We start from the raw sequence: 13283 nt of genomic DNA, 5'->3' as shown, positions 1-13283 counted from the left end.
CTGCTCGCCACCGGGGTCAGTGGCCCATCCCGAGGCCACCGTCGACGGGGATCACGGCGCCGGTGATGTATGCCGCGTCGTCCGACGCGAGGAAGCGCACCGTCGCCGCGACCTCGTCGGACTGGCCGAAGCGTCCTGCGGGGATGCTCGCCTGGTACGCCTTCTTGCGGTCCTCGGGGAGGACCTCGGTCATGTCGGTCTCGATGAACCCGGGGGCGACGACGTTGGCGGTGATGCCCCGGGTGCCGAGCTCCCGGGAGATCGACCGGGCGAGACCCACGAGGCCGGACTTGCTGGCGGAGTAGTTCGTCTGGCCGGGCGACCCGTACAGGCCCACGACGCTGGAGATGAAGATGATCCGCCCGTGACGGGCGCGGATCATGCCCTTGACGGCACGGCGTGCGCAGCGGAAGGCGCCGGCGAGGTTGGTGTCGATGACGGAGTCGAACTCCTCGTCGCTCATCCGCATCAGCAGCTGGTCGCGGGTCACCCCGGCGTTGGCGACGAGGACGTCGACCGGGCCGCCGAGGAGCTCCTCGGCCGCGGTGAACGCGGCGTCGACGGAGGACGTGTCGGTGACCTCGCACAGCACCCCCTGCAGGCCCTCAGGCGGCTCGCCCGAGCGGTGCGTGATGACCACGTGGTGGCCCGCCTCGGCGAGGGCACGGGCGATGCTCAACCCGATCCCGCGGTTGCCTCCGGTGACCAGGACGTTGCGGCCTGCCATCGATTCCTCCGTGTCGTCCGTGCTCGGTTGGCGTCTGCGCGCGACCCTATCGACTACCGATGGGTACACCGCATCGCAGGCGGCTTATCGTGGACACGTGCCCCGTTCCCGACGCCACCGCCCCGACGAACCCGTCGTCCAGTCGGTGACGTCGGCCCCGGCCAACATCGCCGACGAGCAGGCGGGCCGGATCCGGCGCTACCTCTTCACCATGGGGGTCCGCACGGTCTGCTTCATCGGCGCCGTCCTCACGGCGACCTCCGGGGCGCCGTGGTGGCTGTGGGGCACTCTCGCGGTTCTTGCCGTCCTGCTGCCGTACGTCGCCGTGGTCATGGTCAACGCCGTGGCTCCCCGGGGTGCGGGGCGGGGTTCGGCACCGGTCACGCCACGCGGCGACGGTCCCACCCAGATCGGCCGCTGATGGACGGCATGGTGTGCAGCGCCAAGGGCTGCCGTGCGACCGCGACCTGGGCGCACCTCTGGAACAACCCGAAGCTGCACACGGTCGATCGCCGCAAGGTCTGGCTGGCCTGCGAGGACCACCGGACGTCGCTCGGGGAGTTCCTGTCCGTCCGCGGCTTCCTCGCCGAGACGGTCCCCGCGGACGCGATCCCCGCGACCGCGGGCTGAGCGACCGCCGGCCGAGCGACCGCGGGCCGAACGACCGGTCGGTATGGCGACAGGGCCGGCCGGCCCCGCGCCCCACCTCTCGCTGGTGGCCCGTCAGCCGCCGATGGCGGACATCGGGCGGTCGGGCTGGACGAAGCCCTCCGACCCGATCCCGTGCCCCGGCTCCTTGCGCCACATCTCGCCCTGGATGAGCCGGGCCAGGTCCTCGTCGGTGGCGCCGTCGCGCAGGGGCCCGCGCAGGTCGGTCTCGGCCTGGGAGAACAGGCAGTTGCGGACCTGGCCGTCGGCGGTGAGCCGGGTGCGGTCGCAGGCGGCGCAGAACGGGTCGGTGACGCTGGCGATGATGCCCACCGTCTGCGGACCGCCGTTGACGAGGAACCGCTCCGCCGGCGCGCTGCCCCGGTCGGCCTGCGGCAGCGGCGTCAGGGTGAACCGCTCCCGGAGGTGCTCGTGCAGCTCCTGCGAGGAGACCATCGTCGAGGCGTCCCAGCCGTGCTGGGCGTCGAGCGGCATCTGCTCGATGAAGCGCAGCTCGTAGCCGCGGTCGAGGCACCACTGGAGCAGGTCGGCGACCGAGTCGTCGTTGATGCCGCGCATGGCGACGGCGTTGACCTTGACCGGCACCAGGCCGGCGGTGGCCGCGGCCTTGAGGCCTGCTTCGACGTCGTGCAGGCGGTCGCGACGGGTGAGGTCGGCGAACTCCTTGGGGTCGATCGTGTCGAGGCTGACGTTGACCCGGTCGAGCCCGGCGTCGGCCAACGGCTGGGCCAGCCGGTCCAGGCCGATCCCGTTGGTGGTCATGGCGATCCGGGGTCGCGGCTGGAGGGCGGCGATGCGTCGCACCACGTCGACCAGCGACCGGCGCAGCATCGGCTCACCGCCGGTGAGGCGGACCTGGCGGATCCCCAGTCCCACGAACACCCCGACGACCCGCACGAGCTCGTCGTCGGAGAGCATCTCGGGCTTGGCCAGCCACGGCAGGCCCTCGGCCGGCATGCAGTAGCGGCAGCGCAGGTTGCACCGGTCGGTGACCGAGACCCGCAGGTCCCGGGCCACCCGTCCGTAGCGGTCGGGAAGGCCCACCAGGCCCTCGGGCGCAGGCGTGGCACCGCGCACGGTCGGGAAGGGGAGGCCGGTCATACCCCCCAGCCTAAGCCGGGTACCGTGATGAAGTGCTCAGGGTGCTCATTTCGCGGCGTTGGCTGGGGGCCCTCACCGCGGCCCTCGTCTTTGCCGTCGCCGCGTTCTTCCTCGGGCAGTGGCAGTGGCACCGGTACGAGGGCAAGGCCGCCAAGGCCGATCGCATCAACTCGCACTACAAGGCCCAGCCCCGACAGCTCACGGACGTCCTGGGCGCCGCACCGATGCCGTTGTCCGAGGACTGGACCCGGGTCACCGCCACCGGTCGGTATGCCGCGGACCAGACGCTGCTGGTCCGCAACCGGCCGTACGAGGGCACCTACGGGTACGAGGTGCTCGTGCCGTTCACGACGGACAGCGGCAAGACCGTGCTCGTCGACCGCGGCTGGGTGCAGAACGCCAAGACGGCCGAGTCGCTCCCGACGTTCCCCGCTGCCCCCGCCGACGAGGTCACCCTGACCGGGTGGCTGCGCCAGTCGGAGCCGTCGTTGGGCCGGACCCCTCCTGCCGGCCAGGTGGCCAGCATCAACCTGGCCGAGGCCGGGCGGCAGGTCGCCGAACCCCTCCTCGGCGCCTACGTCGTCCTCGAGGTCGAGCGACGTGCCGACGGCAGCGCTCCCCCGCGACCGACCGCGCTCGAGGCGCCGGACACCGGGCTGGGACCGCACCAGGCGTACGCCTTCCAGTGGTGGATGGCCATGGTCGGCGGGTTCGTGCTGGTGTGGTTCGGCATCCGGCGCGAGTACCGCGACGGGCTCGACGAGCAGGCCCTGGTCGACGCGCACGCGTCAGGGTCCGCCCCTCCGAGGCCCCGCCAGAAGAGGACACGGATCTGGGACGAGGAGGACGGCTGAGCCGTCCTCCTGCAGCGGGCGCGGATGCGCCCGGGGCTCCCGGTCGCCGGCCACGCCGGTCGGCTCAGGCGGGGACGTCGCTCTCCTGGTCGGCGAACTGCGTCGTGTACAGGTCGCTGTAGACACCACCACGCGTCATCAGCTCACGGTGGGTGCCGCGTTCGACGATGCGGCCCCCGTCCACCACGAGGATCTGGTCGGCTCCGCGCACGGTCGAGAGGCGGTGGGCGATGACCACGGCGGTGCGGCCCCGCAGCGCGGTGTCGAGGGCACGCTGGACGGCTGCCTCGGACTCGCTGTCGAGGTGCGCCGTGGCCTCGTCGAGGACGATGAGGCCGGGGCTCTTGAGCAGCAGCCGGGCGAGCGCCAGGCGCTGCTTCTCCCCACCGGAGAGCCGGTGCCCGCGGTCGCCGACCACGGTGTCGAGGCCCTCGGGCAGGGCACTGACGAGGGACCAGACCTGGGCCGCCTTCAACGCCGCGACGACCTGCTCGTCGGTGGCGTCCGGGGCGGCATACGCGAGGTTGGCCCGGATGGTGTCGTGGAAGAGGTGGGCCTCCTGCGTCACCATGCCCACCGTGGCCGACAAGGAGGCGGTGGTGGCCTGACGCAGGTCGAGCCCGTTGATCCGGACGGCGCCGGCGCTCGGGTCGTACAGGCGAGCGAGGAGGGAGGTGATGGTGGACTTCCCGGCGCCGGAGGGGCCGACCAGGGCCACGAGCTGTCCGGGCTCGACCTCGAAGGCGACGTCGCGCAGCACCAGGCCCGACCCCTTGCGGTCGCCCGCGGCGACGCTCTCCAGCGAGGCGAGGGACACCTCGTCGGCCGACGGGTAGCGGAACGCGACGTCGTCGACCTCCACACGCACCGGCCCGGCCGGGATCGGCCTGGCGTCGGCGCGCTCGGTGACGAGGGGCTTGAGGTCGAGCACCTCGAAGACCCGCTCGAACGAGACGAGCGCGGTCATCACGTCGACCCGCACGTTGGACAGCGAGGTCAGCGGTCCGTACAGGCGGCCGAGCAGGGCCGTGAGCGCCAGCAGCGTGCCGACGGTCAGCGAGCCGTTGACGGCCATGATGCCGCCGAAGCCGTAGACCATCGCGGTCGCCAGCGACGCGACGAGGGTCAGGGCGACGAAGAACACGCTGCGGTTGAGGGCGATCTTGACGCCCATGTCGCGCACGTCGGCTGCTTGGCCGGAGTACTCCCGGTCCTCGCGGCGGGGATCGCCGAACAGCTTGACCAACAGCGCGCCCGCCACGTTGAAGCGCTCCGTCATGCGCGACCCGAGGTCGGCGTTGAGGTTCATCTGCGCGTGGGTGAGGCCGGAGAGCCGGCGCCCCATGACCCTTGCGGGGATGAGGAAGAACGGCACGAGGGCGAGCGACGCCAGGGTCAGCTGCCACGACAGCGACGCCATCGCCGCGATGATCAGGGTGAGCGAGACGACGTTGCTCACGACGCTGGACAGCACCGACGTGAAGGCCTGCTGGGCGCCGATGACGTCGCTGTTGAGCCGCGTCACGAGGGCGCCGGTCTGGGCGCGGGTGAAGAAGGCGATCGGCTGCCGCAGCACGTGGGCGAACACCTCGGTGCGCAGCTCGTAGATCAGGCCCTCGCCGATCCGGCTGGAGTACCAGCGCTGCACCAGCGTGAGGACGGCGTCGGCCACGGACAGCGCCGCGACGACGAGTGCGAGCTCGATGACGACGCTCCGGTTGCGCGGTGTGATGCCGTTGTCGATGAGGTCCTTGAGCAGCAACGGCGTCGCGACGACGAGCGCTGCACTGATGACGACGAGCACGAGGAACAGCAGGATCTGCCGCTTGAAGGGCGTGGCGTAGCCAAGCACCCGTCGTGCGGTCCCGGGGGCCAGCTTGCGGTCCTTGACCGAGCCGTCCCGGGTGAGGGAGCGCATGGCGCTCCAGCCGGACATGCTCACGATGTTCTCCTTGCAGTCACGCCGTGGAACGTCCTGCGCCCACAGCGGCATTCCCCAGCATGACGGCGAGCACCGACAGTGGCCTCATCGGACTCGGCCGGCGGTGTCCGTGCCGGGTCAGCGACGTCCGGCCGCCCGTGCCTCTCCGAGTCCGCGCAGGAGCACGGCCTGGGTCTCCCGCTCGGACCGCAGCTGGTCCTCGCGGCCGGCTGGACCCGCGGACCGCAGCAGGGGCTTCAGCGCCCGCAGCGACGCGTCAGGAGCCGCGAGCAGGGCAGCCACCAGGTCGGCCGTCGTCGCCTCGAGCTCGTCCCGTGGCACCGCGACGTTGGCCAGCCCTGTCGCCACGGCCTCCTGGGCCCCGACGAACCGTCCGGTGGCGCAGATCTCCAGGGCGCGCGCCGGTCCGACCAGGGAGACCAGCGGCTGTGTGCCGCCCAGGTCGGGAACGAGTCCCAGGGACGTCTCGCGCATGGCGAGCTGCACGTCGTCGGCCACGACCCGCAGGTCCGCGGCCAGCGCCAGCTGGAACCCCGCGCCGATCGCGTGGCCCTGGACCGCCGCCACGACGACGGCGTCGGCCTCGGCCCACGCGGTGAACCCCCGCTGGAAGCCCGCGATGACGTCGGCCGCCTCCTCCACTCCGCGGGCGGCGATCTCGAACAGGTCCGGCTCACCATGAGGAGCCTTCGCCGGGTCGCCGGCCACCACGGACAGGTCGAGTCCGGCCGAGAACGACGGCCCGCGCGCTGCCAGCACGACGACCCGGACAGCCTGGTCCAGCGAGGCGGCCACCTCGGCCAGGGCCAGCCACAGCGACGGGAGCTGGGCGTTGCGGCGTGCCTCGTTGTCGAGGGTGACGGTGAGCACCGGCCCCTCCCGCGTGACGAGCAGGTGGGGGTGCGGCCGCGTCGAGCTCCCGCCGCCGGTGGCGGACCGGGCGTCGGTGGAGGGCTCGGTGGTGGGCTCGGTGGAGGGCTCGGTGGTGGGCTCGGTCGAGGGGTCGGTCACGCGGGCAGGTTATCGGCCCGCTCGAGGACCAGCTGGGCCATGGCCCCCGTCTGGGCGAGCGCGCCCGGGACCATCGAGACCCCGGCGCGGCCGCAGTGCTGGGCCATCCGGTCCCGGAGGATGCCCTCGGCGACCATGAACGAGACGGCAACGGTGCGCTCGACCTCGTCGGGCATGGTCCGCAGCACCTGCTCCATCGTCGCCCCGCCGTCGAGGGCGGCCACGCCCCAGCGACCCCATCCTTCGCGCGGGTGGTCCGCGATCGTCTGGCCCACGGTGGCGACGGCTTCACTGTCGCTGGACCCGGCGGCATACAGGACGACGGCGGTGGACGGGTCCGGCTCGATGCCCTCCGCCGCGAGGAGCTCCTCCGCGGCGTCGAGGAGCAGGTGGTGGGGGCCGAGGGCTGCGGCGACGCCGACCTCCGAGCCCGAGTCGGCGATCATCTGGTTGACGGCAGCCGGCACGTCGACCTTCGCGTGGTAGGCCGGCGTGAGCAGCACGGGGACGACCACCGCGTGCTTCCCGATCCCCGCGGCGGTCTGGCTCGGGCTGGGTGCGTGGTGGTCCAGGTATGCCGTGTGGACCGGCCGGTCCGGCGCGAGCGTGCGCACGTGGTCGGCCAGGGTCTCGACGCCCTTGGCGTGGCGCGGGTCGGGCGACCCGTGCGCGAGCAGGACGATGTCGGGCGCGGCGCTCATCCTCGGGACGGTACTCCCCCGGCGAGGTCGCCGACCTGTTGGCGCACCGACACGACGTCCCCGACGACGACCACGGCGGGCGCCTTCACCCCGGCCCGCTCCGCGTCGGCGGCGGCGTGCTCGAGCGTCGTCACGGTGGTCCGCTGGTCCGGCATCCAGCCCCGCTCGATGAGCGCCACCGGCGTGTCGGGGCGTCGTCCCGCGTCGAGCAGCGCTCGGGCGGTCGAGGCGAGCCGGGTCACCCCCATGAGGAGGACGAGGGTGGCGTCCGGCGCCGCGTCGGACGCGGCCCGGAGGACCTGGTCGGCGCCGTCGTGGGCGGAGGCGACGACGAACGACGCCGTGATCCCCCGGTGCGTCACCGGGATCCCTGCAGCCGCAGGCACGGACACGGCAGAGGTGACGCCCGGGACGACCTCGACCGGGATGCCGTGCTCGATGCAGTGCAGTGCCTCCTCGCCACCCCGACCGAGGACGAACGGGTCGCCTCCCTTGAGGCGGACCACCCGCTTCCCCAGGGACGCGTGGTGCACCAGCAGCTCGTTGATGCGCCCCTGGGTGACCGGGTGGTTGCCGGGCGTCTTGCCGACGTCGACGACCTCCACGTCCTGGCCGAGGGCCGCCAGCAGGCCGCGCGGACCGAGCCGGTCGGTGACCACGACGTCGGCGGCTGCGAGCAGGGCCCGCCCGCGGACGGTGATGAGGTCCTCGGCGCCGGGGCCACCGCCGACGAGGGCCACGCGGCCCGCCTGGACAGCGTCGCCGCCCGGCAGGACATCGCCGCCTCCGGTGGCGGGACGCACGCGCCGGACGGGGAGGCTGCCGCTGTCGAGGGCCGCGAGGACGGCGTCCCGCACGGCCACCGCGCGTCGGGGGTCTGCGCCCGCGGTGACGGCCACCGTGAGGCCCTCGCTCGCGGTGCCGTGGGTGCCACGGGCGACGGCGGGGGTCCAGGCGCTCGACGTCGACGCGTCGTCCGCCCGCACGCACCAGACCCGGGCGGCCTCTGCCTCACGCGACACCTGGGTGTCGACCGACCGGTCGCCCGTCGCGGTGTGGACGAGCCACGCGGGTTCGGGCAGGACGAGGTCTCCGGTGACGAACTCCCTCTCGTGCCACGTGATCTCGACACGCTCCAAGAGGTCACGGAGGTCCTCGCAGACGAAGGGGGCGATGACCTCGACCGCTCCGCCCGCCTCGACCAGCCCGCGCGCTCGACGAGCCGCCACGGGACCGCCGCCCACGACCACGACCCGCCGGCCGGTCAGGTCGAGGGTGAGCGGGTAGGCGGGGGCGGTCATCAGATGCCCTCGCCGATGCTGCGGTCCGGCGCGTCCGCCATGCCGGCTGCAAGCGTCGAACCGTCGTTCTCGTCGATGAGCAGGAAGGCGCCCGTGCGACGCAGCTGTCGGTAGTCGTCGATCGCGACGTCGTCGGCCAGCCGGATCCTCACGCGGCCGATCGCGTTGAGCGCCAACCCGTCCGGCGCCGTGCGCTGCTCCATGGTCTCGATGTCGAGCTGGTCGACGACGTCCTCGACGATGGCCCGGACGGTGCGGGTCCCGACGCGCAGCAGCACCCGGTCCCGCTGCCGGACGGGTCGGTCGTCGAGGACCGCGACCGTGCCGGCAAGGGAGCGCGTGGTGAGGCTCGGATCGTCGGCCGCGGCGATGAGGTCGCCCCGGGAGACGTCGATGTCGTCGGTGAGGCGCAGGGTGACCGACTGTGGCGCGAAGGCGACGTCCAGCTCCTCCACGGTCCCGTCGGCGCGGGCGCGGTCGATCCCGGCCACCCTGGTTCGGGCGCCCCCGGGAAGGACGACGACCTCGTCACCGGGGCGCACGACGCCGGAGGACAGCCGTCCGGCGTAGCCGCGGTAGTCGCGGTGGCCGTCCTTCTGCGGGCGGATGACGTACTGGACCGGGACCCGGAGCGGCTGGGCCGACGGGTCGGTCCCGACGGGCACCGACTCGAGGTGCTCGAGCAGCGTGGGCCCGGCATACCAGGAAGCGCGGTCGGAGCGGTCCACGATGTTGTCGCCGAACAGCGCCGAAACCGGCACCGCCACGACGTCCTCGATGCCGAATCGCGTTGCGTGGCGGCTGAACTCGGCGACGATCTCATCGAACCGCACCCGGTCCCAGTCGACGAGGTCCATCTTGTTGACCGCCACGGCGACGTGGCGGACCCCGAGCAGCCCGGTGACGGCGAGGTGGCGCCGGGTCTGCTCGACGACGCCGTGGCGGGCGTCGATGAGGATCAGTGCCAGCTCGGCCGTCGAGGCACCCGTGACCATGTTGCGGGTGTACTGCACGTGCCCGGGGGTGTCCGCGAGGACGTAGGAGCGGGTGGCCGTCGAGAAGTAGCGGTAGGCGACGTCGATGGTGATGCCCTGCTCGCGCTCGGCCCGCAGGCCGTCGGTGAGCAGCGCCAGGTCGGCGGCGTCGAGGCCGCGCTCCTTGCTGACCCGCTCGACGGCATCGAGCTGGTCGGCGAGCACCGACTTGGTGTCGTAGAGGAGTCGACCGACCAGGGTGGACTTGCCGTCGTCGACCGACCCGGCCGTCGCGAGCCGGAGCAGGTCGTGGCGGCGTGTGGGCGCGGCCGGCGCCGGGGCAGCAGTGGTCACGGTGGCCTCGCTGTCGGGAGTGGTGGCGTGGGTCGTCGACATCAGAAGTACCCCTGCTTCTTGCGGTCCTCCATGGCTGCCTCGGACATCCGGTCGTCGGCACGCGTGGCGCCCCGCTCCGTCAGCCGGGACGCGGCCAGCTCGAGGATCACACCGGCCACGTCGGTGGCGGCGGAGTCGACCGCCCCGGTGCAGCTCATGTCGCCGACCGTGCGGTACCGGACCTGCCGCACCTGGACCTGCTCCGCCGGCCTCGGACCGCCCCAGTCCCCCGCCGACAGCCACATGCCGTCGCGCGCGAACACCTCGCGTTCGTGGGCGTAGTAGAGGTCGGGCAGGGCGATGCCCTCGCGCTCGATGTAGCGCCAGACGTCGAGCTCGGTCCAGTTGGACAGCGGGAAGACCCGGACGTGCTCGCCGGGGGCGTGCTTGCCGTTGTAGAGGTCCCAGAGCTCGGGCCGCTGGCGCCGGGGGTCCCACGCACCGAACGAGTCGCGCAGGCTGAACACCCGCTCCTTGGCCCGGGCCTTCTCCTCGTCGCGGCGACCACCGCCGAAGACGGCGTCGAACTTGTTGGACTCGATGGCGTCGAGCAGGGGGACGGTCTGCAGCGGGTTCCGGGTGCCGTCCGGGCGCTCCCGCAGCCGACCGTCGTCGATGTAGTCCTGCACGTGCGCGACGACCAGGCGCACGCCCAGCCGCTCGACGGTCTCGTCGCGGTACGTCAGCACCTCGGGGAAGTTGTGCCCCGTGTCCACGTGCAGCAGCGCGAACGGCAGCGGTGACGGCGCGAAGGCCTTGAGCGCCAGGTGGACCATGACGACCGAGTCCTTGCCGCCGGAGAAGAGGATGACCGGCCGCTCGAACTCCCCCGCCACCTCGCGGAAGATGTGGATGGCCTCGGACTCCAGGTGGTCCAGGTGGTCCAGGGTGTACTGGTCGGGCAGCGCCCGGGCAGGAGTGGTGGTCACGTGTGCAGCCCGCATTCCGTCTTGTCCTTGCCGGCCCAGCGACCGGCCCTGGCGTCCTCGCCCTCGGCGACGGGTCGCGTGCACGGCGCGCAGCCGATCGACGCGTACCCCTCCTGGCGCAAGGGGTTGAGGAACACCCCGTGCTCCTCCACGTACCGGTCCACGTCCTCGTCGGTCCAGCCCGCGATGGGGTTGAGCTTGACCATGCCGCGCTTGTCGTCCCAGCCGACGATGCCGATGTCGGTGCGGGTCGGCGCGTCCACCCGACGCATGCCGGTCACCCACGCCTCGTGCGTCGACAGCGCCCGGTTGAGCGGCTCGACCTTGCGCATCGCGCAGCACGCGTTGGGGTCGCGGTCGTGCAGCTTGGCGCCGTACTCGGCGTCCTGCTGGGGGACGGTGAGCAGCGGCAGGATCGTCCGGATGTTCACCGGCAGCATGGCCTCGTAGGCGTCGCGCGTGCCGAGGGTCTCGGCGAAGTGGTAGCCGGTGTCGAGGAAGAACACGTCCGCGCCGGGGATGGTCGTCCCGACGAGGTGCACCAGCACCTCGTCGCCCATCGACGAGGCGACGGTGAGCTTGTCGCCGAACGTCTCGGCAGCCCAGCGCAGCGCCTCGCGGGCCAGCTCCACCCGAGCCTCGTATGACGCGTGCGCACCGTCCCCCTCGAGCGCGCCGAAGCGCTGCTCACCCTCGACGGCGAGGGCGCGCAGGGCGTCAGCCGGATGGGTCGTTGTCGCTGCGGTCATGACGAACTCCCTTGCTGCTGGTGGAGCCCAGCCGGCTGCTGCTGCAGCTCCGCTTCCTCCCGGAGGCGCCCGGGGATGCGGGTCGTGTCGATCGAGGCCAGCTGCACCGTGAAGACGCGGGCGCAGGCGTTGCACCGCCAGGCGCCCCGCGGCTCCTCGACGGGGCGCAGGTCCTCCTCGGCGCAGAAGGGGCAGTGGTAGATGACTGCAGACCGGTTCTCACTCATCGCAGGTCGTCCTCCTCGGCCCGGTGCGCCCAGTGCGCGAACGACTCGGTGCCGTCGCGCTGCTCGAGGAACCGGCCGGCCAGCCGCTCGACGTAGTCGGGCAGGTCCTCGGCGCGGACCTTGAGCGCACGGGTCTTGCGGGCGAGCTGCGGCTCGGTGCCGAGGCCGCCCCCGAGGTGCACCTGGAAGATCTCGACGAGGTTGCCGTCGTCGTCGGTCTGCACCATGCCCTTGAGGCCGATGTCGGCGACCTGGGTACGGGCGCAGGAGTTCGGGCAGCCGTTGATGTGGATGGAGAACGGCACGTCGAACTCCGGCAGCCGACGTTCCATCTCGGCGATCACCGTGCCGGCCCGGGCCTTGGTCTCGACCAGGGCCAGCTTGCAGAACTCGATGCCGGTGCACGCCATGACGCCGCGACGCCACTCGCTCGGCTCGGCGGGCAGCCCGACCTTGGCCAGGGCCGCCTTGACGTACCGGGTCTTGGCCTTCGGGACGTCGAGGACCAGCAGCTTCTGGTGCGCCGTGAGGCGGACCCGCCCGGAGCCCCAGCGCTCGGCGACGTCGGCGACCTGGGCCAGGGTCGCGCCGCTGACGCGACCGGCGACGGGTGCGACCCCGACCCAGTACAGGCCGTCGTTCTGGGCGTGCACTCCGACGTGGTCGCGGCGGTGCGCCGACGGCGCCTGCGGTGCCGGGCCGTCGACGAGCGTGCGGTGCAGGTACTCGGTCTCGAGGACCTCGCGGAACTTCTCCGGACCCCAGTCGGCCATGAGGAACTTCAGCCGGGCGCGGTTGCGCAGCCGGCGGTAGCCGTGGTCGCGGAAGATCGACACGACGCCCTTCCAGACGTCCGCGACCTCCTCGAGGGGAACCCAGGCACCCAGCCGCTGGGCGAACATCGGGTTGGTGGAGAGGCCGCCACCCACCCACAGGTCGAACCCGGGACCGTGCTCGGGGTGCACGACGCCGACGAACGAGATGTCGTTGACCTCGTGGGCCACGTCGAGGCTGGGCGAGCCCGAGATGGCCGTCTTGAACTTGCGCGGCAGGTTGGAGAACTCCGGGCTGCCGATGTAGCGCTCGAGGATCTCGCGGACCGCCGGCGTTCCGTCGAGCACCTCGTCCGCCGCGATCCCGGCGACGGGCGAGCCGAGGATGACCCGCGGGGTGTCGCCGCACGCCTCAGCCGTCGTCAGCCCGACGGCCTCGAGGCGCTCCCAGATCGCGGGGACGTCCTCGATGCGGATCCAGTGCAGCTGGATGTTCTGGCGGTCGGTGACGTCCGCGGTGTCGCGCGCGAACTCCGTGCTGATGCCGGCGATGGTGCGCAGCTGCTCGCCGGTCAGCGCTCCCCCGTCGCTGCGGACGCGGAGCATGAAGTACTCGGCGTCGAGCTCCGAGGGGTCCAGGGTCGCGGTCTTGCCACCGTCGATCCCGGGCTTGCGCTGGGTGTACAGCCCCCACCAGCGCATCCGGCCGCGGAGGTCCTCGCCGGGAATCGAGGCGAAGCCGTCGCGGCTGTAGACCTCCTCGATGCGGGCCCGGACGTTCAGCCCGTCGTCGGCCTGCTTGAACTCCTCGTTGGGGTTCAGCGGCGTGCGGTCACCGTCGGCCCAGGCACCGGTGGCCTTGCCGGACTGGCGCTGGGGGCGCGTGGGGGTCTGCGTCACCCGCCCATTCTGCCAACTCGGTTATGGAT

14 protein-coding genes are annotated in these 13283 nt (G+C 72.5%); 3 read left to right on the top strand and 11 right to left on the bottom strand.

Annotation, left to right across the window (positions count from 1 at the left end):
- Window positions 1-16: 16 nt before the first annotated feature.
- On the bottom strand, window positions 17-727 hold the full coding sequence (gene fabG, locus ASC58_RS08320; protein ID WP_056918966.1) for a 3-oxoacyl-[acyl-carrier-protein] reductase: 711 nt from the start codon (window positions 725-727) through the stop codon (window positions 17-19).
- A gap of 97 nt (window positions 728-824) precedes the next feature.
- Here fabG and ASC58_RS08315 point away from each other — a divergent pair, with 97 nt between their 5' ends.
- Together ASC58_RS08315 and ASC58_RS08310 are read left to right on the top strand one after the other, a co-directional pair.
- On the top strand, window positions 825-1148 hold the full coding sequence (locus ASC58_RS08315; RefSeq protein ID WP_056914356.1) for a DUF3099 domain-containing protein: 324 nt from the start codon (window positions 825-827) through the stop codon (window positions 1146-1148).
- Window positions 1148-1357 (top strand): hypothetical protein, encoded by a 210-nt coding sequence (locus ASC58_RS08310; RefSeq protein WP_056914355.1) that lies wholly within the window; start codon window positions 1148-1150, stop codon window positions 1355-1357. The genes ASC58_RS08315 and ASC58_RS08310 overlap by 1 nt, the downstream gene beginning before the upstream one ends.
- Window positions 1358-1450: 93 nt before the next feature.
- Here the strand turns inward: ASC58_RS08310 and moaA are convergent, their stop codons facing one another.
- On the bottom strand, window positions 1451-2497 hold the full coding sequence (moaA, locus tag ASC58_RS08305; RefSeq protein WP_082553098.1) for a GTP 3',8-cyclase MoaA: 1047 nt from the start codon (window positions 2495-2497) through the stop codon (window positions 1451-1453).
- Between the two features lie 32 nt (window positions 2498-2529).
- Between moaA and ASC58_RS08300 the strand changes: the two genes are divergently transcribed.
- On the top strand, window positions 2530-3351 hold the full coding sequence (locus ASC58_RS08300) for an SURF1 family protein (RefSeq protein ID WP_056914354.1): 822 nt from the start codon (window positions 2530-2532) through the stop codon (window positions 3349-3351).
- 64 nt (window positions 3352-3415) lie between these two features.
- Here the strand turns inward: ASC58_RS08300 and ASC58_RS08295 are convergent, their stop codons facing one another.
- The 9 genes from ASC58_RS08295 to ASC58_RS08255 all read right to left on the bottom strand — a co-directional run bounded on the left by ASC58_RS08295 (window position 3416) and on the right by ASC58_RS08255 (window position 13254).
- Window positions 3416-5287: an ABC transporter ATP-binding protein gene (locus tag ASC58_RS08295; protein WP_056919252.1), complete on the bottom strand. Its 1872-nt coding sequence runs from the start codon at window positions 5285-5287 to the stop codon at window positions 3416-3418.
- 123 nt (window positions 5288-5410) lie between these two features.
- Window positions 5411-6304, bottom strand: coding sequence for an enoyl-CoA hydratase/isomerase family protein (locus ASC58_RS08290; protein ID WP_235529154.1), 894 nt, complete (start codon window positions 6302-6304; stop codon window positions 5411-5413).
- On the bottom strand, window positions 6301-7005 hold the full coding sequence (locus ASC58_RS08285) for a sirohydrochlorin chelatase (protein WP_056914353.1): 705 nt from the start codon (window positions 7003-7005) through the stop codon (window positions 6301-6303). The genes ASC58_RS08290 and ASC58_RS08285 overlap by 4 nt, the downstream gene beginning before the upstream one ends.
- Window positions 7002-8306: a uroporphyrinogen-III C-methyltransferase gene (cobA, locus tag ASC58_RS08280; RefSeq protein ID WP_056918965.1), complete on the bottom strand. Its 1305-nt coding sequence runs from the start codon at window positions 8304-8306 to the stop codon at window positions 7002-7004. The genes ASC58_RS08285 and cobA overlap by 4 nt, the downstream gene beginning before the upstream one ends.
- Window positions 8306-9676: a sulfate adenylyltransferase subunit 1 gene (locus tag ASC58_RS08275; protein ID WP_082553097.1), complete on the bottom strand. Its 1371-nt coding sequence runs from the start codon at window positions 9674-9676 to the stop codon at window positions 8306-8308. Before ASC58_RS08275 ends, cobA begins: the two co-directional genes overlap by 1 nt.
- The gene (gene cysD / locus ASC58_RS08270; RefSeq protein WP_056914351.1) at window positions 9676-10620 is read right to left on the bottom strand and encodes a sulfate adenylyltransferase subunit CysD; all 945 of its coding nucleotides are present in this window, start codon (window positions 10618-10620) and stop codon (window positions 9676-9678) included. Before cysD ends, ASC58_RS08275 begins: the two co-directional genes overlap by 1 nt.
- Entirely contained in the window at window positions 10602-11354 is a 753-nt protein-coding gene (locus tag ASC58_RS08265; protein ID WP_056918964.1) for a phosphoadenylyl-sulfate reductase, read from the bottom strand. Before ASC58_RS08265 ends, cysD begins: the two co-directional genes overlap by 19 nt.
- Window positions 11351-11581 (bottom strand): hypothetical protein, encoded by a 231-nt coding sequence (locus ASC58_RS08260; protein ID WP_056914349.1) that lies wholly within the window; start codon window positions 11579-11581, stop codon window positions 11351-11353. The genes ASC58_RS08265 and ASC58_RS08260 overlap by 4 nt, the downstream gene beginning before the upstream one ends.
- The gene (locus tag ASC58_RS08255) at window positions 11578-13254 is read right to left on the bottom strand and encodes a nitrite/sulfite reductase (RefSeq protein ID WP_056914348.1); all 1677 of its coding nucleotides are present in this window, start codon (window positions 13252-13254) and stop codon (window positions 11578-11580) included. Before ASC58_RS08255 ends, ASC58_RS08260 begins: the two co-directional genes overlap by 4 nt.
- Window positions 13255-13283 lie beyond the last annotated feature (29 nt).

This window comes from Phycicoccus sp. Root101 (genome assembly GCF_001426245.1).
GTDB lineage: Bacteria > Actinomycetota > Actinomycetes > Actinomycetales > Dermatophilaceae > Pedococcus.
Note: the sequence above shows the minus strand (reverse complement) of the source record. Positions and strands in the feature narration are given on the sequence as shown.

Bases quoted from the DNA above. Each gene is read 5' to 3' on its own strand.
- cysD (WP_056914351.1), bottom strand. From the start codon at position 10,620: ATGCGGGCTGCACACGTGACCACCACTCCTGCCCGGGCGCTGCCCGAC.
- fabG (WP_056918966.1), bottom strand. From the start codon at position 727: ATGGCAGGCCGCAACGTCCTGGTCACCGGAGGCAACCGCGGGATCGGG.
- ASC58_RS08285 (WP_056914353.1), bottom strand. From the start codon at position 7,005: ATGAGCGCCGCGCCCGACATCGTCCTGCTCGCGCACGGGTCGCCCGAC.
- moaA (WP_082553098.1), bottom strand. From the start codon at position 2,497: ATGACCGGCCTCCCCTTCCCGACCGTGCGCGGTGCCACGCCTGCGCCC.
- ASC58_RS08275 (WP_082553097.1), bottom strand. From the start codon at position 9,676: ATGTCGACGACCCACGCCACCACTCCCGACAGCGAGGCCACCGTGACC.
- ASC58_RS08310 (WP_056914355.1), top strand. From the start codon at position 1,148: ATGGACGGCATGGTGTGCAGCGCCAAGGGCTGCCGTGCGACCGCGACC.
- cobA (WP_056918965.1), bottom strand. From the start codon at position 8,306: ATGACCGCCCCCGCCTACCCGCTCACCCTCGACCTGACCGGCCGGCGG.
- ASC58_RS08260 (WP_056914349.1), bottom strand. From the start codon at position 11,581: ATGAGTGAGAACCGGTCTGCAGTCATCTACCACTGCCCCTTCTGCGCC.
- ASC58_RS08295 (WP_056919252.1), bottom strand. From the start codon at position 5,287: ATGTCCGGCTGGAGCGCCATGCGCTCCCTCACCCGGGACGGCTCGGTC.
- ASC58_RS08265 (WP_056918964.1), bottom strand. From the start codon at position 11,354: ATGACCGCAGCGACAACGACCCATCCGGCTGACGCCCTGCGCGCCCTC.